The sequence below is a fragment of the Microcoleus sp. B7-D4 genome, assembly GCF_036705125.1.
Lineage (GTDB): Bacteria > Cyanobacteriota > Cyanobacteriia > Cyanobacteriales > Microcoleaceae > Microcoleus.
Window position 1 is genome coordinate 59,278 of record NZ_JAUBTT010000006.1, and the last position, 24,683, is coordinate 83,960.

Consider the following 24,683-nt stretch of genomic DNA (forward strand, 5'->3'; position numbering starts at 1 on the left):
CATTTTGCTTTTAAAACTACACCGTAGCTGTTGCTATGGGAGCATCTCACCTTTGCAGCCCTCCGCTAGAAATTGGAGTTTTGAGGCAGGAGGCAGGAGGCAGGAGGCAGAAGGAAAGAGGAAGAAGGAAGGAGCCAGAAGAAGGAAGGAGCCAGAAGAAGTATTTTTACAAATATGAGATGCTCCCGTTGCTATTTTTCCAGGTTTTTAACTTTTATAGTCGGAATTTTTATTTTTTTAATATTTGGGATTTTCCCAGGATTTACCAGAGCAAGTTTAAGCGGTTACTACAAACAAACAACAAATTTATCATCAAGCAGACCCGAAAGCCCGATCGAAGTATTATTGCAAAAAGTTCGATGATCGATAGCTGGGAGTAGCAGCATAAGGATATCCTAGGGACACCGCACTGCCGTCTCCCACGGATATCGGGTAGGGACACCGCACTGCCCATAGGTGTCAACTTAACGTACCACCGATAGTCCGACAGGGGGCGTTGCTGAATACAGGTATGAATGGAAGATTTCCCAATTGCTATAAGCCCTCGGAGGCTGAGCTTTGTAACATCAAGCGAAAAGTTGCTTCATACCGTGAATCAGCAACGCCCGACAGGGGTTGAAACCCCTGCCTCAAAGCTAAAGTCCTCTGAAGAGGACTAAAAAACTCATTAGTCCTCTTCAGAGGACTTTAGCTATTAGACAGGGAATTCATTCCCTGGCGGACTAACGGGTGGGCGGGAGGACTGGTGGACAAAAAGCTTAAGTTAACACCATTGCCCACTGCCGTCTCCCTACCATATTTCATTTTGTACTCGCCAACTATCGACTGCCAAAAGTCTCTAGCGCTCGAAAACAGAAATAACCAGTCAGCTAGAAATCGACTCAAAAGTACAAAATATCAGCATTTTTTACCTTCTGCCGAATGACTAATACCTTCTGCCTTCGGGTACTAGGCTTCCCAACGTTCGGCGACCAATTCAGCCAAGTCAACCACCCGCTGACTGTAGCCCCACTCATTGTCGTACCAAGCCAAAACCTTTACCATGTCGCCATCCATCACCAGCGTTAAGCTGGAATCCAGAATCGAAGAAGCATCACTTCCGCGATAGTCGCATGAAACTAAAGGCAAATCGTTGTACTCTAAAATCCCTTTCATCGAGCCAGAGGCAGCTTCTTTGAATACTTGATTTACTTGCTCGGTAAAAGTCTTTTTCTCTACCTGAGCCACAAAATCAACTACGGACACATTGGGAGTCGGCACGCGCATGGCAATACCATTTAACTTGCCCTTCAATTCTGGAATCACCAAAGCCACAGCTTGGGCTGCTCCGGTAGAAGTCGGCACAATATTCATTGCTGCCGCCCGGGCCCGCCGCAAGTCGCGGTGGCTGGCATCCAGCAAGCGCTGGTCCCCAGTATAGCTGTGGGTAGTGGTCATCATGCCTTTGACGATGCCAAAATTTTCGTGCAGCACTTTCAGTACAGGAGCTAGACAGTTGGTAGTACAGCTAGCATTGCTGATGACAGTGTAGTCACTGTGCTTGTAGTTGTGGTGGTTGACTCCCATCACATAAGTGCCAACTTCAGAACCCTTGCCTGGAGCGGTAATTAGCACTTTTTTAGCGCCGGCAGTGATATGCTTCGATGCACCAGCTTGGTCAACGAAGACGCCGGTCGCTTCAATAATCAGATCAATACCCCAATCTTTCCAAGGCAAGTTTAGCGGGTTGCGATCGCTCACGCATTTAACTGTCTTCCCATTTAGGGTAATGGAATTTTCATCCGCACTGATGTCCACATTCTTCAACGTTCCCATCATGGAATCGTATCTGAGCAAGTGAGCATTACTTCTGGGATCGGAAGTGTCATTAATAGCTACCAACTCTAGCTGGCTGTTTTCTCTGCCCAGCCAGCAGCGCGCAAAACTGCGCCCGATACGTCCAAAACCATTGATCGCGACTCGAATCACTTTAGTACCTCCTAATGATGGCAGCCCCTAGCTCAGGCTTAAATTTTGGAAAAATTTAAGAATTGACTTATGAGACAAGATCATATCGCAAAGGTTGATCCTTTATAACTTTTTGTGTCGATCAAAAAAGCTTGAACTTTTCTAGAAGGCTGAAATTGCAAGGCAGAAGGCATTAGGCTTTCTGCAGCTGGTTACTGGTAAAGCTGATGGGCTGCAATATAAGTCCCGACAACTTCCGGGACTAAGTAGCGGAGGTCGATCCTTTCGGCGCAGCAGCGGCGGATGTGGCTCGACGAAATCTCGATCGCAGCCATCGAAAGCACATCCCAGCGCATTTCCACGTCCAAAAGAGCCATTTGTTCGGCAACTCGTCGGCCCACAGCAGTCGCCTGAACCTGCATCCTGTCCCCCCCGAAATCGAGGGGTTTTCCACCCGGACAATCTCCCCACTCGGACAGTCCCCCAATCTCCCCGGTTTCTGCTGTCACTCGATCTCCGTGACTCGGACGTGGGGCCACCAACCAGTCGCACAACCCGGCAATTTCGGCGCATCGGTGCCATTTGGGAAGAGTAAGGAGTGCGTCACTACCAATAATCCAGTACCAGCGATGATCGCCAGGATACAATTTTTGCAAATACAGCAGGGTGTCGATCGCAAAACAACTGCCTCTGGGATTTGCCGACCGCGGCGAAATTACGAAGTCTGGGCGATCGCCGATCGCCAAAGCCAGCATTTCCCGCCGCCGCTCAAAACTTGCCAAATCCGGGCGCTCTTTGTGAGGAGGAGAGCGATCCGGTACCCAAATGACTCGATCGAGAGCAAATTGACTCGCAGCCGTCTCGGCTACCAACACGTGACCCCAGTGAACCGGGTCAAAAGTCCCCCCCAAAATCGCTATTTTCCCCATATTTCCCCAAAATCAGGATTAGTAGAGACATCGCGCCAATTTTATGTTTATACACTTTTAACCGTAAACTCTATCGCTTTTCGACTTATTCGACTAACTGCATAACTTGGTATATATACAATTAAGTGAGAATACATATTATCTATAGTTGAGTTGCGATCGTGTCAATCTCTGACTTTCAAGAAAAAATAACCGTAGGAGTAGATAAATGACTACAAAATGAGCGAAATTTTGTTGTTCGTGGTAGTGTTTGTAAATCCTTATGGGTTTTACCCTCAATCTTGGTAGAAAGGTTGTGGGGCTTTTGCTGCCGTATCCCAGCACAGCAGGCGGATAGAAATAGAAAGAATGCAGGAGTATGCAACCACCCAAAATTAGTCTATTGGCACAGGCCCCAGACCCCGTTTTCTCTTACCTGCAATTTTCGAGCTGTGACTGTTCCGGAAAACTACTCGGTACTAAGTCATATAGGATACAAGACAAACATCTCTACAAGTCCCTCAAATCTAGGGACGCGCAGAGAATTTTGTACAAAATCTCTAGCGAACTGTATCCTGAAAAAACAATTCTTGATATGATATCGCGTGTTATTGGCGTGGTGTGGTGTGTGAGGAGCAAAGATGCCGAGTTCTGTTGATTTTAGCGGTAGACCATTTCATTTCATCGGCATTGGTGGGATTGGGATGTCAGCCCTTGCCTACATTCTAGCTAAACGCAAGTTGCCTGTGTACGGCTCCGACATTAAATCGAGTCACATAACCGAGCGCTTGCAAGGAATGGGAGCTCATATTTTTTGGAGTCAAGACGCCAGCAATTTTGAACTATTTCAAACGGCCCTTAACGGTAGCAGTCCCGACTGCGGGCAACAGGAAAGGGCAGTATCCTCGATAGTCGCGGGTACGGTAGGGACTTCTGTCGCGACAGCCAAAGCTGTCCAATTGAACGGCAACGGTTCAAGCGCCCAAGCAATTGCGGGATTGCCTCAAGTAGTATGTTCGACGGCTATTCACCCAGCCAATGCCGAATATCGAGCTGCTTTAGATTTGGGCTGTCCGATTTTTCATCGATCGGATGTGTTGGCAGCGTTAATTCAAGATTACCAAAGCATAGCCGTAGCCGGGACTCATGGCAAAACTACTACTAGCAGCTTAATCGGGTTCATGCTGATGGCTGCGGGTCTAGACCCGACCATCGTAGTAGGAGGCGAGGTAAATGCTTGGGAAGGCAATGCCCGTTTGGGGGAAGGCCCCTACTTAGTGGCCGAGGCTGATGAATCCGACGGTTCTCTCGTTAAGCTAGTAGCCAAAATTGGCATAGTAACGAACGTGGAACTGGATCATCCAGACCATTACGATACCCTTGACCAGGTAATAGACACTTTTAAGGTGTTTGCCCAAAACTGTCAAACCTTGGTGGGCTGCATTGACGACCAAATCGTCAAAGACTGCCTTGGGCCTCATGTCAGTTATAGCTTGCAGCCGGACAGCGGTGCTGACTACACGGCTTCGGGCGTGGAGTACGGGGCAGAAAGCACCAAGGCTCGGATTTGGGAGCGAGGAGTTTTCCTGGGGGAAATGGAGTTGAAGTTGCTCGGCACACACAATCTCAGCAATGCACTAGCTGCGGTAGCAGTAGGCCGATTGTTGGGGTTAGAGTTTTCGGCGATTGCCAAAGCGATTGCTGGCTTTGAAGGAGCTCGCCGCCGTTTTGAGGTGCGGGGCTTTCACAATGACATCCTGTTTGTGGACGACTACGCCCACCATCCTAGCGAAATTCGTGTCACCTTGGCGGCGGCTCGCTTGCGTATCGAAGGTAGCGAAAAAAATTCCAAATCCCGAAGAGTGGTTGCAATTTTTCAACCCCACCGTTACAGCCGAACTCTGACATTTTTGCCAGAATTTGCTCAATCTTTTGGGGATGCTGATTTGGTTGTGGCTTGCGATATTTATAGTGCTGGGGAACCGAATTTAGGAGAGATTAGCGGGCAGCAGGTTGCTGATTTGATTGCGAAAGAAGGCCGAGAGGTTGAGTTTGCGCCTTCCCTGGAGTCAGTCACTAAGTTTTTAACCAAAAATCTGCAACCGGGGGATTTGGCTCTGTTTTTGGGCGCTGGTAATCTGAATCAGATTATTCCAGAGGTGATGGCTTTTTATCAACAAGCCGATCGCCCCGATTAGCTCGCGAACTGAGTAGAGTCGATCGACATTATGGCGTTGCACGTTGGGCCGAAACTTCTGTCGGACGGCTCGCTCAAAGGGGCGACATAAGTTAGCTAAATGGATTTTAAACCACGTCTTCGAGCGAAGGTATTTTTAAGGATTTTCAAGATGGTGACTATCTCGAATGACTCCTCTGTTAAGGACAATCGGCGAGTGTATTCTCCTATTTCTTTGCGGGGAACTGATTGCAAGATTAACTCCCAAGTTTCGCTGGCGGGCCTGACTTCCTTCCGAGTCGGTGGCCCTGCCGAGTGGTACGTTGCTCCCCGCAGTATGGAGGCTTTGCAAGCGAGTTTTGCTTGGGCTGATTCTGAAGGGGTGCCTGTGACTCTGCTGGGTGCCGGTTCTAATTTGTTGGTGAGCGATCGGGGTTTGTCCGGTTTGGTCGTCGGCACTCGCTACCTGAAACAGGTGAATTTTAACCCAGAAACAGGTCAAGTTACAGCGGGGGCGGGGGAGTCAATTCCCCGCCTTGCTTGGTTGGCGGCTAAACGGGGCTGGAAAGGTCTAGAATGGGCAGTCGGCATACCGGGCAGCGTGGGAGGGGCTGTGGTGATGAATGCAGGCGCTCACAGAGGCTGTACTGCTGATATTCTGGTCAACGCTCGCGTCCTATCCCCTGGTGGCAAGGTGGAAATTCTGACTCCCCAAGAGTTGGAGTACCGCTACCGGACTTCGGTGCTGCAAGGGGGCGATCGGCTAGTAACAGAAGCGACTTTCCAGTTACAGCCGGGGTTCGACCGATCGCAAGTAATGGCAGAAACTAATGACCATTTCAGCCAGCGGCGGACAACTCAACCTTACCACTTACCGAGCTGTGGCTCAGTCTTCCGTAACCCCGGCCCCAAGACTGCCGGTTGGTTCATCGAACAAGCGGGACTGAAGGGATATCAGATCGGCGGCGCACAAGTAGCGCAGCGCCATGCTAATTTTATTCTTAACTGCGGGTCGGCAACGGCCAATGATATTTTTCAAGTGATCCGCCACGTTCAACAGCAAGTCGAGCAGCGGTGGTCGCTGTTGTTGGAGCCAGAAGTTAGAATACTGGGAGAGTTTCCCTTCTAAGGCATCATTGAAGTAATACGGAAACGGCAGACTGCCAGCCCACACACCATCACAAAGTAGTTGTCAAGAACCTCAGCCCTGACGGCATGAGGCTTGAAAGAGAAATCTAACAAGCCATCTTGACCCGCCTTGCGTCTTAACTGACTACGTTTTTTGAGTCACGACACCGGGCGAATGCGAAGCTAGTTCCCTGCTCTGTCGCTAGTAGTTAAACAGTTCTAAGGTCACTGGAACAGTGCTGCTAGCCCGCGCAAGCTCAGAAAACATTGGCAAAGCTAACTTTACCCCAGAAATGGGAGATTGAGGACAACCATATCCTCACGGGGGGGGCAACCATACCCCCCTACCCCGCAAGGGGATTAAAATTAAATGTAAAGCCGTCCTGTAAGGACGGGGTTTCAGACCCGAGGAATTTTGATGACAAAATCAGGACAGGGATTTGGCTTCGGCCTGGGCAAAATGAAAGAACTGACTGAAGCTTTCAAAAAAGCTCAGCAGGTTCAAGAAGGAGCTAAAAAGCTCCAAGAAGAGTTGGATGTCATGGAAATTGAGGGAACTGCCGGCGGCGGCTTGGTCAAGGTTTTTCTTAGCGGCAACCAAGAACCCCGCCGCGTGGAAATCTCACCGGATGCCCTCGGTGAAGGTGCTGATGTGGTTTCTGAACTCGTCACGGTGGCGATGCAGGAGGCTTACGCTAAGTCTACGATGACGATGCGGGAGAAAATGGAAGAACTCACCGGTGGACTAAATCTCCCCGGTTTCGGTTAGTCATTAGTCATCAGTCATTAGTCATCAGTCATTAGTCATTAGTCAATGGTGATGGATGTTTAATAACGGCTTGATAGCTAATGACTGGTTGATTGGTATGAAGCAGGAAACCTTGGTAATTGGAATGAAAAATATTCTTTCCTCTTCCTTCCAATTACCAATTACCAATTACCAATTACCAATTACTCAATACCAATTACTAATTTAATGTCTTATAAATTATTGTTTGTCTGTCTCGGCAACATCTGCCGATCGCCCTCAGCAGAAAATATTATGAATCACTTAATTGAACAAGCTGGTTTGGGCGATCGCATCACCTGCGATTCGGCTGGAACTGCTAGCTATCACGTTGGCAGCCCCCCTGACAGGCGGATGGCATTGGCGGCGAGGAAGCGAGACATTGAATTGCTAGGCGAAGCCCGCCAATTTACCAGGAAAGATTTTGAAAATTTTGATTTGATTCTGGCTATGGATCGGGACAATTATCGCAATATTCTTGCCCTGGATGCGGCTGGAAAGTATAAAGATAAAGTGCGACTGATGTGCGATTTTTGCCAGAAATACGACCTTAAAGAAGTGCCAGATCCTTACTACGGTGGCCCGGAGGGATTCGATCGAGTAATTGATTTGCTGCTGGACGCTCAAGCGGGTTTGTTGGAGTATGTTATAAATCAGGAAAAATTAAGAATTACCAATTAACAATTACCAATTACCGACTAAATGGTGTTCCATCGCAAAACGAACGAGTTCTGCACGGTTGTTGCTGTCGGTTTTTCTGAACAAGCTGCTGACGTGCTTTTCGACAGTTCGAGGACTCAGGTGGAGTCGATCGCCTATTTGAATATTAGAAAGACCTTCTGTTAGCAACTCTAGCACTTCTCGCTCTCGCTGAGTCAAACTCGGAGCATTTTGGCTGGGAGAGGGGCGTGAAGCGGAGCTATCCCGTAGGGAATCGCCTGTGTTTGACTTTTGAGTAAAAAAATCCGCTTCGGGCTGGCTGTTGGCTCTGCTGCGTGCCTCTGTTGGCGTCGGTTCAGGTTTTGGGGAATGAGACGGTGCCTGAGCGATTAGGGCGTAGCGATCGAGCAAAGAGCGAATTACCGCCCCCAACTCTGGGAGTTCAAAAGGCTTAGCCAGATAATTGTCGCACCCCATCTGATAGCCGCGAATCCGTTCCTGCGTAGTCGTGCGTTCCGTCAAAAAAATCACCGGCAGCAAGCGAAAAGCGGGACGAGTCCGAACTCGCCGCACGAATTCGTAGCCATCCATCTCGGGCATTGTAATGTCCGTAACAATCAAGTGGGGCTGAAATTCCTCTACCAAGCCTAAAGCTTCTTTGCCGTTCTCAGCAGGGATTACAGAATATCCGGTAATTTCCAGATAATCGGTAATCGACAAGCGAGTCGCGAAATCGTCGTCAGCAACCAGAATGGTCAAGGGCATGAGGGGAATTTAAAAATTAAACATTAAAAATTAAAAGTGAAATTAGTCACTTTTAATTTTTAATTCTACTGTTTAATTCTGTTTTTGACACTCCCTGACCTAAAGGACAGGGATTCTTAATTCAGCGACTGACCTTAAAATGTTGCGTCCTTTCGGCAATACTCAAACTTTTTAACCGTAGAAAGCCTACCAATTAACGAGCCCGATTCGCAGTCACCCGCCTAGGGTCTATCTCCAAAAGCGTACTAGGATATTCACCTAGAGTTCGGGTATGCCCTACCCTACTTAACAAGACTAAATAGTTTGTTTCTCTGGTTAAAGGAACTGTGTTAAGCCCCTAGCTGTTTATAGAGTTTTCGCCGCTCTTTGTCCCCCGGTTTACGCCTAAAAGTGTGTCATTAACTGTTTTTATACACGATGGCAAAGGAGTTTAACCTTGACTACTCTAGTATACTAGAAATTGCCTCACTTTTAGGAAGGGATTTAAGAAATTAAAACCGTCCTAGAAGGACAGGGTTTTAGACCCCATTTCGTTGATAACTTGCTATTAAAGTAGCAGGCTGCCCTAATGTTCCCTCCAAAGCTACGCCGCGCCCGTTGGCTGCCAAATGCCGCAGAGTTTTGTAAATTGTCTCGATTTGCTCTGGTCTTCCGGCTTTTTTGGCTATTTCTGATACAGACAGAGGTGTTTGAGCGTCTTTGAGCACTTGCAGTACCCGTTGCTGCAAGTCCAATACAGCAGCGGCTGCTTTTTTGCCTGCTTCAACCCCTGGCTGGTGATAGGCATTGACATTCACCAAGGAACCGTAAAAACCTACGGCTCTTTCGTAGAGGGCGATTAATGCTCCTACTGTCTCCGGGTTGACTTGGGGAATTGTGACAGTAATGGAATCTCGGTGATTTTCGTACAAAGCTTGTCGAGTTCCCTGCAACAAACCAGACAAATAATCTCCAGAAGTCACGCCGGTTTCTACTTCTGGGGAAATGCCTTGCCTGTCTTGCAAAACTTCGATAAATGTTAGGAAGAAATTCGGCACGCCGTCTCGCAGTTGCTGGACGTAGGCGTGTTGGTCGGTGCTGCCTTTGTTGCCGTAAACTGCGATACCTTGGTGAACTGTGTTGCCGTCTAAATCTTCCTGTTTGCCGATCGATTCCATGACTAATTGCTGCAAGTAGCGGCTGAACAATAGCAGTGAATCTTTATACGGCAAAACTACCATATCTTTCTCGCCACGTCCGTTGCAAGCAAAATACCAGGACATTGCTAACAAGGCGGCGGGATTATTTTTAATGTCGGGAATTCTGGTAGCTTCGTCCATGACTTTAGCACCATCGAGCATCGCCTGAATGTCGATGCCTTGCAAAGCTGCTGGCAAAAGTCCTACTGCTGACAGTTCCGAAGTGCGCCCTCCCACCCAGTCGGCCATCGGGAAGCTGTCAATCCAGCCTTCGGATTTTGCTAATTTGTCTAGTTTGCTGTCTGTTCCAGTGATGGCAACTGCCTGTTTGGCGAAGTCGAGTTTTTGGGCGGCGAAGGCTTTTTGAACTTCAATCATGCCGTTGCGGGGTTCGGGGGTGCCGCCGGATTTGGAGATTGTAATTACTAGGGTGCTGGCGAGTTTGTCTTTAATTTTGTTAAGGATGCGATCGATCCCAGCCGGATCTGTGTTGTCGATAAAATGTATTGCTAGGGGCGGAATGTCTGGGGATAAAGCTTCGGCGACAAATTGGGGGCCCAGGGCCGAACCACCGATGCCGATCGAAATTATGTCGGTAAATTGCGGAGCAAATGGCGGTTTAATATCGCGGTTTTGAACTTTCTTGACAAATGCTTCGACTTGTGCTATGCCTTCGACTATTTCTTGTTTTAATTCTGGAGTGGGAGCTAAATCAGGGTTTCGCAGCCAGTAGTGGCCCACCATCCGGTTTTCGTCGGGATTGGCGATCGCACCTGCTTCCAAGGCTGCCATGTCTTTGAAAGCTTTGTCAAATTTGGGCTTGAGTTCTGCTGCGAAAGCGTCGTCGAATCCCATGCGGCTGATATCGAGGTAAAGTCCCAATCCAGAGTGATAGTAAAGCCAGTCTTGATAGCGTTGCCAGAGTGCTGCGGCGTCCATAGGAATTCTCTACAATTTTTTTAATGTTCGATCGGGGTCGTCAGGAATCCACCAATTGTAGTTTAAAACGATCTGATGTACGGCTTTTGCAGAATCCTAATAAATTTAAGCATTAATCGTCTGAAGGCAGCCGGAGCCGAAGGCAGGCAGAGCATTCGGCAGAATTAAACAATAAAAATATGACTTGGGCAACAGTCTTAGTAGGTAGATCCCCCATTAATGGCCACACCCCATAGATAGATCGAAGTGGCACAGAGATTTAAGTGTAGTCGGGGTTGGGCTTTGGGCCCTGGTTTCACAATATTCAAATTCGGGCGATCGGGAGGTGTAAAATAGGCATTGCGGTCAGGTTAAATATACTTTTAGCTGTCACTCAATAATCGGCTAAAAATATAGTTAACAACAGTCAACTATCTGAAGTGTAGTATAATATACAGATATTAGAATTAAAGTGCGATCGACTATGCTTGCTCTATCTCCCGAATTAAAAGAAAGGTTAGCAACTCCGCTCAAAATCGGCGATTTTGAAGTTAAAAGCCGCGTCCTGCAATCGCCCTTATCCGGCGTTACCGATTTGGTATTTCGCCGCCTGGTGCGCCGCTACGCGCCGGATTCGATGATGTACACGGAAATGGTGAACGCTACGGGTTTGCACTACGTCAAGCAACTGCCGAGAATTATGGAAGTTGACCCGAACGAACGCCCGATTAGCATTCAATTGTTTGACTGCCGGCCGGATTTCTTGGCAGAAGCAGCCCAGAAAGCTGTGGCCGAAGGAGCAGATACTGTTGATATTAATATGGGCTGTCCGGTTAACAAAATTACTAAAAACGGCGGCGGTTCTTCCCTGCTGCGAGATCCGGAAACGGCCGAGGCAATTGTGCGGGCTGTGGTGGAAGCGGTAGAGGTTCCTGTCACCGTTAAAACTAGGATCGGTTGGACTGACAAAGAAATTAATATTTTGGAATTTGCTCGAAGGATGCAAGATGCGGGAGCAAAAATGATTACCGTGCACGGCCGCACTCGATCGCAAGGTTACACCGGCCCGGCAAAATGGGAGTGGATTCGCCGAGTGAAAGAAGTTTTATCGATTCCAGTTATTGCTAACGGGGATATTTTTTCAGTGGAAGCAGCGATGCGATGTCTGGAAGAAACCGGCGCTGATGGAGTGATGTGTTCGCGGGGAACATTGGGCTATCCTTTTTTGGTGGGAGAAGTTGATTATTTCTTGAAAACGGGTGTGGAAAAGATAGCTCCGACACCAATTGAACGCCTCGAATGTGCTAAGGAACATTTGCGGGCTTTGTGGGAATATAAAGGTGAAAGCGGTGTTTGCCAAGCGCGCAAGCACTTAACCTGGTATGCTAAGGGTTTCCCCGGTGCTGGGGAATTGCGGGGCGTGTTGGCTGTGGTAGAAACAGTGGAACAAGGTTGCGATTCGATCGATCGCGCGATCGAGCAATTGCCCGCATAAACCTTACCCGCAGAGGCCAACTAGGGATTACAGAAACAAAATTCACCTCTGCGGGCTAAGATTTAAGACACAGTTAAAAATTTGTGGGTGGGGGAAAGCATGGATTCCTTAAAAGGGCGAGATTTATTAAGTCTGGCAGATTTAAGCATTGACGAATTAAATTATTTGCTGGATCTAGCAGCCAGTTTAAAATCGGGAATGGTCAAGCTGAAACGCAATAAAGTTCTCGGCTTGTTATTTTCCAAAGCTTCAACGCGAACGCGGGTAAGTTTTACGGTAGCAATGTATAAATTGGGAGGGCAAGTGATTGACCTTAATCCCAACGTTACCCAAGTCAGCCGCGGTGAACCTTTGGTAGATACAGCCAGGGTGTTAGACAGATATTTAGACATTTTGGCGATTCGGACTTTCGAGCAAAAGGACTTAGCAACTTTTGCTAACTATGCAAAGATTCCTGTTATTAATGCGCTGACAGATGACGAACACCCCTGCCAAGTGCTGGCAGATTTAATGACAGTAAAAGAGTGTTTTGGCAAGCTAGAAGGATTGACTCTGACTTATTTGGGCGATGGCAATAATATGGCTAATTCGCTGATGTTGGGCTGTGCAATGACGGGAATGAATGTAAGAATTGCTTGCCCTCAAGATTTCCAGCCGAATGCTGAGATAGTGGAAAAAGCTAAGAATATTGCTAATGGAAAAACAGAAGTTACTGTGACGGCGGACGCAGAAGCTGCTGTGAAGAATGCTCAAGTGATTTATACTGATGTTTGGGCGAGTATGGGACAGGAAGAGGAAGCAAAAATCAGGATTCCTTTGTTTGAGCCCTATCAGGTAAACGAACAATTGCTGAAGTTAGCAGATAAGAATGCAATTGTATTGCACTGTTTGCCCGCACACCGGGATGAAGAGATTACCGATGCAGTGATAGAAGGCAGTCAATCGCGCGTTTGGGATCAGGCAGAAAATCGGATGCACGCTCAGCAAGCTTTGCTCGCAAGCATTCTAGAAAGCGATTAGGAATAAAGAAGGGAAGAGAAGAATCGGCGGTTGAAAGAGAAAGCCATCTCTCTATCTCTTCTCTTTCTCTGCGCCCTCTGCGCCCTCTGCGGTTAATAAAAAAACATAATTCACAAAAGGTTATCGAAAAACATGAAATTGTCGCTAATTCACATTTAACACCAATAATCGGCAATTCCCGATCGACACTATGCTAACAGAATTTACCCTCGCAAACTTCAAGAGTTACAAAACAAGCCGATTACCGCTTGGAGCGCTGACTGTGCTCATCGGGGCCAACGCCGCAGGCAAAAGTAATGCAATTGAAGCTTTGCGGTTTTTGTCATGGTTGGCACAAGGTCAAAAACTCACCACTATTCAATATGCGGTCAATAATGCCGATCGCATTATACGCGGTCGAGTCGATGATTTATCTTATCAAGGAGAGTCAAATTTTACCATCGGTTGCCATTTAGACTCAACAAAATGGAACCAACTTGATATAACCCTCAATGTGCGTGAGGGAGAACTGCATATTAGTAGTGAGCGGATTGTTGGCTCGACAACTGAAACAAGTCAAATACCTCTATATGAGCTAAATAAACCATCTCAAGGAATAGGGACGGATGTTGATGTTTCCTATAACAACTTTACCCAAGGAAAAAATAAGCCACGAGTAATTTGCAGCGATCAAATGGCTATCTTTGTTCAATTAGACACACCTGCTCGTTTTGATGCAAAAAACCATAAATCCCAAAAAGTCATTCCTGAAACAGTCCGCGAATATCAAAGAGTATTACAAAACATCCTATTTCTAGATCCCGTTCCCGCCAAAATGCGCGAGTACAGTTTCAAATCGGATAAACGCTTACAAGAGGATGGCACTAATCTTTCCAGTGTTTTGTTTCGCCTATGGGACAAGAAACCAGACAATCAAAAAACCATTTTAAACTTGATTCAGAGCTTACCAGAACAGGCTATAGACAAGCTAGATTTCATTTCTGGTCCGCGAGATGAAGTGATGGTGCGGCTAGCAGAAACCTTTGGTAACAAACCGCGCTATTGCGAGGCTGCTTTGTTATCAGATGGCACTTTGCGGGTGTTAGCAATTACAGCAGCCATGCTATCAGCAACTGAAGGTAGTTTAGTAGTCATCGAAGAAATCGATAATGGGGTTCATCCCAACCGCGCCAAACATCTACTAACCTGCATTCGAGATATTGCCGAGCGTCGTAATTTGCGGGTGCTGCTTTCTACTCATAACCCCGCTCTCATGGATGCCTTACCTGACGCGGCCCTCGGTGATGTAGTGTTTTGTTACCGAGATCCACAAGCAGGGGATAGCCGCCTTATACGACTCGGAGATATGTATGACTATCCTAGCCTGATATCGCAAGGCCCTCTTGGTCAATTGGTAACTGCTGGAGTAGTCGATCGGTTTGTCAAGTCGCCGCACACGCCTGATGAGAGAAAACAGCAAGCAATGGCATGGCTATCTCGTTTGCAGGAGTACGGGGAATGAGTAGTATTTGCCTAATCGATACTAGCATTTTCCTCAACTTTCTTAATGTTCCCAACTGCAATCAGGATAGGGCATTAGTCCTAGAAGATTTTAAGATTTATGCTGAATCTGGTTGTACTTTTTTGTTACCGATGGCAACCATAGTAGAAACAGGCAACCACATTGCCCAGAATGGCGACGGTACAATGCGAAGGAAAACAGCCATGCGTTTTGTTAAAGAAGTTAAAGCTGCATTTAAGGGTGAAGCTCCTTGGTCACTTACTCAATTCCCAAATACAGAACAAATACTACTGTGGATTGACAATTTTCCTGATTTAGCTGGCAGAAACAAAGCACCTGATAAGTATGAAGGAACTAGCTTCGGCGATCTCAGTATCATTGAAGAATTTAATAAGTCATGTCAGCGTTTCCCCATGAGTGAAGTGTTTATTTGGTCACTGGACAGTGATTTAAACAGCTATCACCAAAACGCAAAATACCGATCCTAGTCCTGAACGCATAAATAGGCGATCGCGAAGGGAAAAGCCATTCTCTCTATCTCTATCTCTTCTCTTTCTCTGCGCCCTCTGCGCCCTCTGCGGTTAATAAAAAAAACATAATTCACAAATAAAGAGAATTGATACAGCCGTTTTCAATTTGATACCAGAGGGGGCAACATTGCCAGAATTGCGATATTGAAAGCAGGAAATTCCAGCGGTGAAATGCTCGCGCTTTCTCCCAGAATAACCTCGCTTTGATACCCATCTTCCGCAGGTTCTCGAAAAACGTGCAGTTGTCGATCGCCCACATTTAGCACCCAATAATCGGCAATTCCCGATCGCGCGTAAATTTTGGCTTTAATTTCGCGATCGAAAGTTAAGCTGCTGTCTGCCACTTCGATAATGAGATATACCTCTGAGGGAGTGGGATGGTGAGTCGCACAGTCAAAAGGATCGATTCTGACTACGGCGATATCCGGTTCGGGTTCGGAATTGTCATCAAGGGCGATCGGGCTTTTATTATAAACAGCAGCCTGATTTCCCAGAAGATTGTGCAGCAGCGTCGCAGTGCGTCTAGTGGCGGCAGCGTGAAGAGTTCCTTTTGCACTTATTTTTATAATATTTCCTTCAATTAATTCGAGTCGTTCTTCTGGGTTAAAAATTCCGATTTCTCCCAGCTTGTGATACTCTTTAACTGTCCATTTACGGAGCATGAAAGCAGCTTCTGTTATTAGCATAGCTTCTCGGCTAAATTTATAATTTGAGCCTGGATAATTTGATTGTAGCTTAATTGGTTCCCAGGCAGAAACCATTACTGACAACTTAACGTAAAACCGATAGTCCGGCAGGGGTTGAAACCCCTGCCTCAAAGCTAAAGTCCTCTCAAGAGGACTGCACAATTCATCAGTCCTCTTGAGAGGACTTTAGCTATTAGCCAGGGAATTAATTCCCTGGCGGTCTTTCGGGCTAAGCAGGGGTTTAAACTCATCCCGGTCTTTCGGGCTAAGTTGACACCCTACAAACTGGCGAAATTCACTTTTGTTACTTCACCGGCGACAACATTAACTGTTTGTTGAATTTGACTACCGTCAACTTTCAACTGATAAGTTCCCGGAGAAAGCTCGATCGCCCCAAACCATCCTTTACCATCCGCGCGCAGTTGACGCACCTTTCCCGCAGCATCGATCGACTGCAATGTCAAGCTCGCACCGTCGCAAGTTTGAGCGCACCGCTGCAAATTTCCGGCGATCGCACCTGTAGTCGGCCGCGACTTCCAAGGCATATCGGGAACCGCTGCGGTTGTCGCCCACACAGGCTGAGTTTGAACGGTTTTGCCCGTGGCAGCGTCAACGTATTGACTCGGCTGCGACAGCGCAGTGTAAAACAAATCGTTGCTTTGGGGAACGTATTTCCAAGGCTGGCGGGGCAAATCACCGCTACCGCCCGATCGCAGTTCCACATTCGTGTACACGTTGCTGCTAGCGTAGGAATACAGCACCGTACCTGCGACGTGATTTCCTTTCGCAGAAGGCTGTTCGGCGCGACGAATCTGGCCTAGAGTGTCTTCGATGTAGTTGAGGTAATTGCCGGGGCCGATCGCAATTTGGCGGTTGTACTGGTGGTCTTTGGCGTACTCGATCCAGTTGTCGTAAGCGAGTTTTTGCGATCGTTTGTACTCGCGCTGGTAAGTCATCGGCATCGCCATGTCTACGATCCCTTCTTCCAGCCAAGCGCGCCAATCCTGCAATACTTCTTTGTAGGGCTGGGTTTGATACCACCCTGCATCGTTTTGCGGGCCGTCTCCCCAGGCGATCGTGGCGGCGGTAATTTTAACGCGCGGTTTAATCGCAAGGCTTTCTACATAAAGCTTCCGCACTAAATTTGTCACCTGTTCGCGCCGCCACTGCATCCACGCGGGATCTGTGGGTGCGGGTTTGCCCGATCGACCTGTTTGCTGATTGAAACGGGCGATCGCAGTCGGATTGTAGCCCCAAGTCGGCCCGCCGTAGCGCACGTAATCCAACTGTACGCCGTCCACATCGTAGCGCTTCAGCAAGTCCAAATAGACGGAAACAGTATAATCTAGGGCGTCTGGATGGCCGGGATCGAGGAAACCGGGTGATTCCCCCCCGTAAGTCAGCATCGCCCAATTGTCGTTTCCTGGGGCCGAAGGCCCGTGTTGTTGCCAAACGTGACCGGCGGGAAGTTTGGTGCCCGAAACCACCGGCAGCGTCACCATCCAAGCGTGTACTTCAATGCCTGCGGCGTGGGCTTTGTCAATCAAATCTTGCAGGGGATCGAAACCCGCCGGAACGTTGGGATCGAGGGTGCGGGGTTCGATCGCACTGGTGTAAAAAGCATCGCCACGGCGGCGGACTTGGGCGACGATAGCGTTGGCATTTGCCCGCTGCGCGTCTGCGATCAATTTTGTGACTTCTTGAGGCGTTTTGAAGCCGGGGTTGAAGGCGTCCACCCAGAAGGCTCGAAATTCGGCGGTTTGGGTTTGTGGGGGCATAGTTGCGTTAGCGCGGTTTGGGAACCAGTTTGATAACCAACCAGGAGTCAGCAGAAAACTAATTGTTAAGCCAATCAGGAACAAGCTTGACAAAAAGAATGTTTTGGGTTTAGGCATCAGAAATGTGTGAGAGAGCGTTTAACAGTCCTTTACGGACTTTTGGTTTGAGCGTCCGCTTGACATTTTCGCACAATGGTAAATTAAGTGGGCAGATCGGTAAATAGTTGAGTAATACCGCTGGGAGAGTCGAGAATGAGATTAAAATTGACCTCGGCAAAATGGGCGATATTTTCCGATATTTCAATATAGCGGTTGAGCCAGTAAATTGAATCCGCTACACCACTTAACATAGTTTTACAGGCTAAATAGGGTTTTAATGATTTTCATTTTGGCTGTATCAAGGCCGGGTTCAAGTTTGGCAATTGGAGTTAGGCTTTTCCACTTGCCTTTATTCGCGGTGAAGATAGCATCGGCTGTTTTTTCAGGATCGATAGTTTCAAAGCCTCCTATTTTATTAGTGTATAAGTAATTGAGACGATCGAAAATTTCATCTCTTGATGCACGTTTCACGCTGACTGCTTGAGGAGGAGGAGGCGGCGGCGGTGGCGGTGATATAGAAAATACTTTAGCAATACAACCTAATCTCGCCTTAGTCAAATTACAACTTTTTAGCTTAGTCAAAGGGCTAAAATCTGACCATTGATCCCGGTTAGATTCTAAAATTTTATTGGCAGCTTCAACTGGTTTTACATTGTTCCAATTATGCTCTTTAACTAAGTATTCAAGTGCAGCTATAATAGTATCTTTTGATGCTGTACTCAGATTGACTGTGGGATTTGCTTCTCGCGCTAGAATCTTCGCTTGTTCAATATTTGATGGTTTTGGGTCAATGACAATACACCATACTAAATCTAATTTGGCTTGTTGAGCTACAGCATAGACAAAGTGATTGCTCACAACTTGATACTGATAGTCGCCTGTTTCTTTAACGATAATCGGAATCCAATTGCGATTACCTGCTTGCAAGACGGCTTCGGCGGCTCCGGCAATGATAAACTCTGACTCAGAGCAGGGTTCTGCTGACTCAATTTTAGATAACTTCAAGTGCATTAACTTACCGATGTTCTCAGAATTACTCATACAAAAAATACTCCTTCGCTAATTTTAAGTAATATTCAGCGGCTTTTTTGTGTTGAAAAACCGCTGGTTTTCGAGAAAAAGCTGCACTTGAAACAACTTCATATTCTGGAACATTGAATATACTTGTGTCAATCACCGTTTTTGTAGATTTAGGCCAATAATAGGGTAACAAATTAGAATCGAGAATATAACTCTCTCCTTTCTTAAGTGTAAGAATTGCTTTAATTTCTGCATTTGCTCTTTTGATTGAAGCCTCTGTTTCTTTATGTTTATTGAAAAATATCGGCAAGGCAATAGGGCCACCGTCCTGCCTAAGCTTCTTAACTTCAGGTAAGAATCCTTTAATCACTTTAGCAGCATTCTTTAAAGATGAAAAATTATTGTGTTCTGTTGGCATGAGGATTACATCGGAAGCTACCACACAGCTTTTACTAAAAAAAGTCCAGTTCGTAGGTGCATCAATTAAGATGTAATCATAATCACGAACAAAAATATCAAGCAAATCTCGCAGCCTTGCTGAACCTTTTTCAATTTGTGCTTCATACTTATAATCCATAAACTTCGATAACCCTGTATCCGATGGAATGACATCAAACACCTTAACTAATTGACCCGCTTTATTCTTCAGATTAAATGCTTGAATAGTGTCTTTAACATTCAATGCTCCATCCCTCAAGCAATCCGATAATTTTACTTTTCCCTCCTGTAAGCCTAATGAATCTGTTAAATCTCCTTGTTGTGGATCGAAGTCAACAACAAGCACTTTTTTCGGCTGTTGTCGAAGAATCGCAGCCAAGTTGATTGTCGTTGTAGTTTTTCCCACGCCTCCCTTATCATTATAAATGCAAATTGTTAAAGCTTTGGGTGGGTTTTCCAGCAAGTTCTTAATTTTAGTAATAATCTCAATGATATTATCTTTGGTTATCCTCATGCAGTCAGTAGCAGGCAATACGATTTTACCATGTTTGCGGAAGAGCTGGATATCTGTTGAGTTAGTGATAATACCCCATTGAGATGTTTGGCACTTAGGAGCAAGAAGATAACCTGTTATCTGTTCTTTAGCTTTTTTGTACGTGGGAGTACCTTCTGCTAAGTTAAGGATTACCTTTCCTGATACTCTCCCTTTAACTTCAATGATTAAGTATGGCTTACTCTTAGCAACTGAAAATTTATCCTCATCGTGATTCTTGCGAGCAGCAAAATCAGCAGGACCCTTCCCTGTTTTAAACTGTTGTACCCACTCATCAGATGTGAATCCCAGTGCATTTAGAAGGCGTTTGACAAATCTATCTTCGACTTCTGGCTCTTCTGCATTCTCTGAAATACTATCTAAAACTTCATTCCAGTTGATAGTTGTCATAACTTAGGCCTAGATACTTAAGTAAAATCATAACGCTTGCTTTGAGTTTGTGTCATCGTTAGCTACCTCCCGATCTAGCTATATGAACAGTCAATATACTTTTGGATAAGTTATATATTTTATAGTGCGCTTGACATTTTCGCACATCGGTGAAATTTTAGGCGAAAATAAGCTGAACTCGCGATTCCCTACGGGATAGCTGCGCGTCACGCACTTTTTGAACAAATGATAGCACCGCACTTTCAAACGCTAGCCCTTCCGGGTAACAGCTACTCAACTGCAAGCAATTTACTCGATCGAGTAAATTGCTTGCGCCCAGAATCGCGATCGACAGCATCACCTAATTTTCTGGATACTTTCTTGAACTGTGAAGGATACGGAGAATTTCTACGCTTTCTTCTTTTACTCGATAGATGATGAGATAAGAGGTATTGGAAATGACAAGTTCTCTAGTAGATTCTACGCGACCAACTCGACCCATAAAAGGAAATTCGGCGAGTTGACCTACAGCACTCTGAATCCTTAAAATTAATTGCCTTGCTGCCTCTGGATCGTCTTTAACAATATATGCGTGAGCCTGTTCTAGATTTCGCAAAGCTTGTCGCAGCCACTTAATTTTCATTAGTCAATTTGGCAAAAACTGCTTGGACTTCATCATCGCTGGCAAAGTCTCCAGCTTCGGCCTCGGCAACGCCTTTGTTAATCTCATCGAGCAGCCATTGATAATTTTCTAGGTAAGAAGCGATCGCTTCGTTCAAAACATAAGTTAAATCGCGATCGGTGACAGTAGCGATCGCCTTCAGCGCCTCTTTTTTTTCGCTATCAAGGAGAAATGTAAAATTTTCTTGACTCATGGCTGCCCTTTGCTGTTATGGGAAGAGAGTAAACTGGTACTATGATAGCCTATAGATTCCTATTTTGGGCGAAAATAAACTGAACTCGAAATCGCACTTTTTGAACAAATGATAGTACCGCACTTTCAAACGCTAGCCCTTCCGGGTAACAGCTACTCAACAGCAAGCAATTTACTCCATCGAGTAGATGGCTGGCGCCAAGAAGCAACCCGAAAGTTGCAGCAAAGCCAGAGAGGAGAAAAAGGACAATTTTTAACACCTTCCTCAGTCGCAACTTTGATGGCGGCAATGTTTGAATTTAACTGTCCCGATATATCGCTTTTAGATGCCGGCGCAGGAATTGGTTCCCTGTTAGCAGCCGTTGTTTGCGAGCTTTGCCAGCGCCCAAACAAACCGCACAGCCTGCACGTTACAGCTTATGAAATTGACCTTATTTTGATAGAATACCTCAAGCAAACCTTAGAATTATGCAGTATAGAATGTCAGCGTTTTGGGATATCTTTTACCTGTGAGGTTCGCGAAATAGATTTTATTCAAGACAGCGCCGATATGTTGCGGCCCAATCTATTTACACAACCAGTAAAACGGGAATTTACCCATGCAATTATCAATCCTCCCTATGCCAAGATAGACGCTAAGTCCCAAGCCCGAACCTTGCTGCGTTCTATAGGACTAGAAACCAGCAATCTCTACGCTGGCTTCACAGTTGCTGCTGCTCACCTGCTCAAACCAAACGGTGAATTAGTGTCGATTACTCCCCGCAGCTTTTGTAACGGTTTATACTTTCGAGATTTCCGCAAAGTATTCCTTCAAATGATGGCTTTACGCCAACTACACATCTTTGAATCCCGACAGTTGCCATTTCGCGATGATGCGGTGCTGCAAGAAACTATTATTGTGCGCGCCACCAAACAAATAGAACAGCCAGATACTGTACTAATTACCTCAAGCAGCAGCGTGGGCGACGACCTGGTTTTGTCTCACCAACTGCCCTATACCGCCCTAATTAATCCCAAAGATTCCGAGCAATTTATTCGGATTTTACCGGATTCTGTCAGCCAGAAAGTAGTCGCTCAAATGGCTCAATTTACTTGCACCCTAGAGGAATTAGGCTTAACAGTTTCTACCGGAAAAGTTGTAGATTTTCGTGTTCGGTCTGACTTGCGGCTAAAACCTGAAAACGGTACAGTTCCGCTGATTTATCCCGCACATTTCTCGGCTGGCGGTGTTGAATATCCCACAGCCACGAGAAAGCATCAAGCTTTAGCTGTCACGGAAAAAACTGCTGCACTCCTCGTACCTAACGAACATTATGTTTTGAGCAAGCGCTTCTCCTCAAAGGAAGAGAAAAAGCGAATTGTTGCAGTTGTTTGGGATGCCAATAAAATTAATAGTTCTAGCGTGGGTTTTGAGAACCATTTGAATTACTTTCACCAACAGGGACGCGGATTAGACCTCACCCTGGCGCGGGGATTGACCGTTTATCTAAATTCGAGTTTGGTAGATGCGTTTTTCCGACTGTTCAACGGACACACTCAAGTTAATGCTACGGATTTACGCAATTTGAAGTATCCTAATGTAGAGCAATTACTTTTACTTGGCGCTCAAATAAGAGAAATATTTCCTACACAGCGGGAGCTCGATCGACTTGTCGAGAGACAACTGCTGAAGGATCCCAATCCGTTAGAAAATAGTCCGATGACAATCAAGAACCGTATTGATGAATCTTTAGAAATACTTGCAGCGCTGGGTTTTCCAAAAGGTCAGCTTAACGAACGTTCCGCCTTAACCCTTCTGGCTTTGCTTGACCTCAAGCCAAAGGATGCTTGGGAATTGGCAAAATCTCCACTTCGGGGAATCACACCAATTATGGAATTTATGGAGCAAGAGTACAGTAAAAAATATGCACTAAATACGCGGGAAACTGTGCGCTGCCAAACGGTGCATCAGTTTCTAGATGCAGGTTTAATTGTTGTTAATCCTGACAGTCCCGAACGTCCGGTGAATAGTCCAAAAACTGCATATCAGATAGAAGAAAGTGCTTTGGAACTGCTGCGAACTTATGACACTTATGATTGGGACAAGAATCTTCGCGCTTACCTCGTTCATTTTAACGGAGAACATCTTTTGCAGGCTAATTCAAAAAATAAAAATAGTTTTGAGTATGAATGATGCTAAAATGCACTATTTATATGGCAGCCGCTGGCATCACAGTATAGCAATCCTAAATGATTTGCGTAATTATTGTAGGGGCAATCCCACGCCCGGTTGCCCCGATAGATAGGGGGTAGGCACGGGGAGTAGGGGTAGCACTACCCCTACAAATTTATCTGAATGATTTAAGATTGCTATACTGTGATGCCAGGGGTTGAATTGACCGGAATTGTCGATCGCACTCAGTAAATCAAATAAGTAACTAGGTAAAATATCTCTGCAATGGAAAAAAAGCATAACGCTGGATTGTGGGTATCAGTATTATACTTCGCTCAAGGTCTCCCTTACACCGTCGTTAATTTAATGTCGGTGATTTTTTTGAAAGGTATGGGAACCAGCAACGAATTGATAGGATTGACAAGTCTTTTGTCTTTTCCTTGGGTTTTAAAAGGTTTGTGGGGGCCAGTTGTTGATTTGTATTCCACCAAACGCAAATGGATTTTAACAACCGAAATCATTTGTGCTTTTCTGTTTGCTTTCCTAGCTTTTGGCGTATTAACGCCGGCACCGATTATTATATCGCTTGTTATCTTTACCGCGATCGCCTTTGTGTCAGCTACTCACGACATCGCCATTGACGGATTTTATTTAAACACTCTAAATAAAGACCAACAAGCACTATTTGTCGGGGTTCGCAACACGGCTTATAGAGGTGCTGTCATTGCCGGTAGCGGTTTATTGGTATTCTTAGCGGGGAAACTGGCAGAACAGCATTTAGTCAGCGGAAATACAGGTGACACCAAAATATATCAAAACATTCCGCTGTCACTTTTCGGTTCGGATTTTAGCGTGTCTGCGCTTAACTACGGATGGGCGACAGCTTTTGGCATTTGTGCGATTATGTTTGTGCTGATATATCTTTTTCAGCGGTGGTATCTTCCCTATCCTAGAAATTACGATCAGGAATCCGACACTCCTCAACGAACAACCAGCTTTATCGAAGCATTCAAAACCTATTTTCAGCAAGATAAAATAGGTTGGATTGTGGCTTACGTCTTGATTTTTCGCTTGGGCGATGCCTTGACGTTTAAAATGGCTCCTCCCTTTTTAATGGATAAAGTTGAGAAAGGAGGATTAGCAGTTTCTACGTCGGATATGGGCTTATTATCCGGTACTTTAGGGGTAATGTTTCTGTTAATTGGAGGGTTGCTGGGGGGCTATTTGATTGCCAAACAAGGATTGAAAAAATGGATGTGGCCGACGGCAATTCTGCAAAATTCAACTAACGTGCTGTATTGGCTGTTGGCAATCAATCAACCGGGGATTGAATGGGCTTATGCTGTAAACTCGATCGAGCAATTTACTTACGGACTTGGCGTAGCTGCCTATACAGTGTTCTTGATGCGGACTGTCCGCCCTGAATACGAAGCATCTCACTATGCAATTACAACGGCTTTTATGGCAGCAGGAGTGCTGATTCCGGGCGTTTTTAGCGGCTACTTGCAGGCGAGTCTCGGCTATCAAAATTATTTTTTGATGAGCGCGCTGGCTGTGATTCCCGGTATGCTGACGATTTTCTTTCTGCCCTTAGAAGATGAGAAAAAATTGGCATCCATGCCCAGACCTGGACTGGACGATTTCGATTAATTAAATTGTATCTGTTGACGTTCCTAGGTGGCGCCACAAAATAGAGGACAC

General features: G+C 46.0%; 22 protein-coding genes. 11 read left to right on the forward strand and 11 right to left on the reverse strand.

The features are described 5' to 3' along the window. The first annotated feature begins 52 nt into the window (after positions 1–52). A complete protein-coding gene (locus QUB12_RS03660) occupies positions 53–178 on the forward strand; it encodes a hypothetical protein (protein ID WP_333305501.1) in 126 nt (41 codons plus the stop codon). Between the two features lie 770 nt (positions 179–948). On the opposite strand, the gene QUB12_RS03665 is transcribed toward QUB12_RS03660, so the two are convergent. Then, positions 949–1,968: a type I glyceraldehyde-3-phosphate dehydrogenase gene (locus QUB12_RS03665; RefSeq protein WP_333144616.1), complete on the reverse strand. Its 1,020-nt coding sequence runs from the start codon at positions 1,966–1,968 to the stop codon at positions 949–951. 191 nt (positions 1,969–2,159) lie between these two features. Then, positions 2,160–2,876, reverse strand: a complete 717-nt coding sequence (nadD, locus tag QUB12_RS03670; RefSeq protein ID WP_333144615.1) for a nicotinate (nicotinamide) nucleotide adenylyltransferase — start codon at positions 2,874–2,876, stop codon at positions 2,160–2,162. Between the two features lie 620 nt (positions 2,877–3,496). On the opposite strand from nadD, the gene murC reads away from it, so the two are divergent. The 4 genes from murC (at position 3,497) to QUB12_RS03690 (ending at position 7,627) form a co-directional block, all read left to right on the forward strand. Then, positions 3,497–5,053 (forward strand): UDP-N-acetylmuramate--L-alanine ligase, encoded by a 1,557-nt coding sequence (murC, locus tag QUB12_RS03675; protein WP_333144614.1) that lies wholly within the window; start codon positions 3,497–3,499, stop codon positions 5,051–5,053. 150 nt (positions 5,054–5,203) lie between these two features. Then, complete coding sequence (gene murB / locus QUB12_RS03680) at positions 5,204–6,160, forward strand: UDP-N-acetylmuramate dehydrogenase (protein WP_333144613.1); 957 nt, start codon at positions 5,204–5,206, stop codon at positions 6,158–6,160. Positions 6,161–6,577: 417 nt separating this feature from the next. Next, positions 6,578–6,928 (forward strand): YbaB/EbfC family nucleoid-associated protein, encoded by a 351-nt coding sequence (locus QUB12_RS03685; protein ID WP_333144612.1) that lies wholly within the window; start codon positions 6,578–6,580, stop codon positions 6,926–6,928. Positions 6,929–7,135: 207 nt separating this feature from the next. Then, the gene (locus QUB12_RS03690) at positions 7,136–7,627 is read left to right on the forward strand and encodes a low molecular weight protein-tyrosine-phosphatase (protein WP_333144611.1); all 492 of its coding nucleotides are present in this window, start codon (positions 7,136–7,138) and stop codon (positions 7,625–7,627) included. Between the two features lie 3 nt (positions 7,628–7,630). On the opposite strand, the gene QUB12_RS03695 is transcribed toward QUB12_RS03690, so the two are convergent. Both QUB12_RS03695 and QUB12_RS03700 read right to left on the reverse strand, forming a co-directional pair. Beyond that, complete coding sequence (locus QUB12_RS03695) at positions 7,631–8,371, reverse strand: response regulator transcription factor (RefSeq protein ID WP_333305503.1); 741 nt, start codon at positions 8,369–8,371, stop codon at positions 7,631–7,633. Between the two features lie 518 nt (positions 8,372–8,889). Further along, positions 8,890–10,488, reverse strand: coding sequence for a glucose-6-phosphate isomerase (locus QUB12_RS03700; protein ID WP_333305505.1), 1,599 nt, complete (start codon positions 10,486–10,488; stop codon positions 8,890–8,892). Between the two features lie 463 nt (positions 10,489–10,951). Between QUB12_RS03700 and dusB the strand changes: the two genes are divergently transcribed. The 4 genes from dusB to QUB12_RS03720 all read left to right on the forward strand — a co-directional run bounded on the left by dusB (position 10,952) and on the right by QUB12_RS03720 (position 14,971). Continuing rightward, positions 10,952–11,962, forward strand: coding sequence for a tRNA dihydrouridine synthase DusB (gene dusB, locus QUB12_RS03705; protein WP_333144608.1), 1,011 nt, complete (start codon positions 10,952–10,954; stop codon positions 11,960–11,962). A gap of 99 nt (positions 11,963–12,061) precedes the next feature. Further along, positions 12,062–12,982, forward strand: coding sequence for an ornithine carbamoyltransferase (gene argF / locus QUB12_RS03710; protein ID WP_333144607.1), 921 nt, complete (start codon positions 12,062–12,064; stop codon positions 12,980–12,982). Between the two features lie 190 nt (positions 12,983–13,172). Then, positions 13,173–14,483 (forward strand): AAA family ATPase, encoded by a 1,311-nt coding sequence (locus tag QUB12_RS03715; protein WP_333144606.1) that lies wholly within the window; start codon positions 13,173–13,175, stop codon positions 14,481–14,483. Next, the gene (locus QUB12_RS03720) at positions 14,480–14,971 is read left to right on the forward strand and encodes a hypothetical protein (protein WP_333144605.1); all 492 of its coding nucleotides are present in this window, start codon (positions 14,480–14,482) and stop codon (positions 14,969–14,971) included. Before QUB12_RS03715 ends, QUB12_RS03720 begins: the two co-directional genes overlap by 4 nt. A 143-nt stretch (positions 14,972–15,114) precedes the next feature. Here the strand turns inward: QUB12_RS03720 and QUB12_RS03725 are convergent, their stop codons facing one another. The 7 genes from QUB12_RS03725 to QUB12_RS03755 all read right to left on the reverse strand — a co-directional run bounded on the left by QUB12_RS03725 (position 15,115) and on the right by QUB12_RS03755 (position 20,831). Further along, the gene (locus QUB12_RS03725; RefSeq protein WP_333305507.1) at positions 15,115–15,699 is read right to left on the reverse strand and encodes a Uma2 family endonuclease; all 585 of its coding nucleotides are present in this window, start codon (positions 15,697–15,699) and stop codon (positions 15,115–15,117) included. Positions 15,700–15,977: 278 nt separating this feature from the next. After that, complete coding sequence (locus QUB12_RS03730; protein ID WP_333305509.1) at positions 15,978–17,594, reverse strand: family 10 glycosylhydrolase; 1,617 nt, start codon at positions 17,592–17,594, stop codon at positions 15,978–15,980. Between the two features lie 83 nt (positions 17,595–17,677). Continuing rightward, positions 17,678–17,827: an alpha-E domain-containing protein gene (locus tag QUB12_RS03735; protein WP_445243466.1), complete on the reverse strand. Its 150-nt coding sequence runs from the start codon at positions 17,825–17,827 to the stop codon at positions 17,678–17,680. Positions 17,828–17,831: 4 nt separating this feature from the next. Further along, on the reverse strand, positions 17,832–18,617 hold the full coding sequence (locus QUB12_RS03740; RefSeq protein WP_333144602.1) for a hypothetical protein: 786 nt from the start codon (positions 18,615–18,617) through the stop codon (positions 17,832–17,834). After that, a complete protein-coding gene (locus tag QUB12_RS03745; protein ID WP_333305511.1) occupies positions 18,610–19,977 on the reverse strand; it encodes an AAA family ATPase in 1,368 nt (455 codons plus the stop codon). Before QUB12_RS03745 ends, QUB12_RS03740 begins: the two co-directional genes overlap by 8 nt. A 340-nt stretch (positions 19,978–20,317) precedes the next feature. Next, positions 20,318–20,599, reverse strand: coding sequence for a type II toxin-antitoxin system RelE/ParE family toxin (locus QUB12_RS03750; protein ID WP_333305514.1), 282 nt, complete (start codon positions 20,597–20,599; stop codon positions 20,318–20,320). Then, positions 20,589–20,831, reverse strand: a complete 243-nt coding sequence (locus QUB12_RS03755; RefSeq protein WP_333305516.1) for a CopG family transcriptional regulator — start codon at positions 20,829–20,831, stop codon at positions 20,589–20,591. The genes QUB12_RS03750 and QUB12_RS03755 overlap by 11 nt, the downstream gene beginning before the upstream one ends. Before the next feature lie 108 nt (positions 20,832–20,939). Between QUB12_RS03755 and QUB12_RS03760 the strand changes: the two genes are divergently transcribed. Beyond that, a complete protein-coding gene (locus QUB12_RS03760; protein ID WP_333305518.1) occupies positions 20,940–23,003 on the forward strand; it encodes an Eco57I restriction-modification methylase domain-containing protein in 2,064 nt (687 codons plus the stop codon). A gap of 264 nt (positions 23,004–23,267) precedes the next feature. Next, a complete protein-coding gene (locus QUB12_RS03765) occupies positions 23,268–24,632 on the forward strand; it encodes an MFS transporter (protein WP_333305520.1) in 1,365 nt (454 codons plus the stop codon). The last annotated feature ends 51 nt before the right edge of the window (positions 24,633–24,683 follow it).